The following is a 1,272-nucleotide window of genomic DNA, read 5'->3' as shown; positions in this document are numbered from 1 at the left end:
GGTGGGAGGAGCTGCGCGCGCCCCCGCGCGCAGCTCCTCCCACCCCTCCCCCGGCCGGCAGACCGCGTCGAGCGCGTTGCCGGTGTTGTCGAGGAGCTTGCCGCGCTTGACGGCCATCACGTCCGGGTGGGTGGTGGCCGCGAACGAGGAGTCGGCCAGGTCCGCGGCGACGGCCCGCGTCAGGTCGTCGACGCCCGCGGGGTAGCGGCCGAGGACGAGGGCCCCCGAGACGGGCGTGCCCTCGGAGACCACGACGCCGGGTTCGAGGTGGCTGGCCGGGAGGTAGAGGCAGGCCCCGACGACGCGGCGGAACCAGCGCTGAGCCAGCCGCTCGCCCTCGACGCCGTTCTGGGCGCAGACGACGGGCAGCACCTCGCCGGCGGTGGCGTCGCCGACGGCGGCCCCGGCCCACTCCGCGAGGACGACGGCGGCGTCCTGCACCTTCACGGCCAGCACGAGGACGTCGTCGGGCGTCAGGGTCAGCTCCTGCGGGGAGGTCGCCACGGGCGCCGAGACCTCGACGGGACCCGTCGGGGTCAGCAGCCGCAGGCCGTGCTCGCGCAGCCGGTCGGCGTGCGCGCCGCGGGCGACGAGCACCACCTCGTGCCCGTGCTGGGCGAGCCGGCCGCCGATCGTCCCGCCGACGGCACCCGATCCGATGACCACGTAGCGCACCGTGGCAGTCAAGCACCGGCCCGCGACGGCCTCCGCGGCGGTGCCGCTCACGGGTAGAAGCCGGTCGGCCCCTCGCCGGGCGGGGCGGCGTCCTCGGGTTCGGTGCCCGCGGGACGGCCCCGCAGGAGGAGGTCGCGGCCCGCGGGACGCAGCCAGAGGAAGCCCGTGCTGGGGCAGCAGGCGAGCGCGGCTCCGGGGCCGAGGGCGGCGAGGGGCGCCACGACGGCGGCGCCGGTCGCGGGCACGAGGTGCCCCGCGAGGGCCCGGAGGGCCGGGTCACCGGCGAGGACGGGCGTCTCGAAGCAGCGGCAGCCCGCTGCGGCGCGGACCGCGTGCGCGGCGACGGCCTCCCGCCGGCCGGCCCGGGCGTGCCGGACGCGCAGGGCCGCGTGCGCGCACAGGGCCAGGACCGCGAGGAGCAGGGCCCAGGGAGCGCCGACGGCGACGGCCGGCAGCAGCACCGCGGCGCCCACCGCGACGTCGGAGGTCCGCAGCTCCCGCGCCACGACGACGGCCGTGCCGTCGACCACGTCGTGGGTGCGGGTCGCCAGGACGCGCCGGGCCCGGCGGGTGGCGGGGTCCAGGCCGCGGCGGCCG

1 protein-coding gene and 1 pseudogene are annotated in these 1,272 nt (G+C 79.5%); both read right to left on the bottom strand.

All coding sequences use genetic code 11. From position 1 onward, the window contains the following. A partial coding sequence (locus GTR02_RS21765) for a 2-dehydropantoate 2-reductase N-terminal domain-containing protein (RefSeq protein ID WP_205709809.1) occupies nt 1-726 on the bottom strand: 726 nt, incomplete at its 3' end. Next, a pseudogene (locus GTR02_RS21760) lies at nt 723-1,272 on the bottom strand (hypothetical protein); the annotation flags it as partial. The gene GTR02_RS21765 and the pseudogene GTR02_RS21760, both read right to left, overlap by 4 nt.

Origin of the sequence: Kineococcus siccus, assembly GCF_009906795.1 — a bacterium.
Lineage (GTDB): Bacteria > Actinomycetota > Actinomycetes > Actinomycetales > Kineococcaceae > Kineococcus > Kineococcus siccus.
Note: the sequence above shows the minus strand (reverse complement) of the source record. Positions and strands in the feature narration are given on the sequence as shown.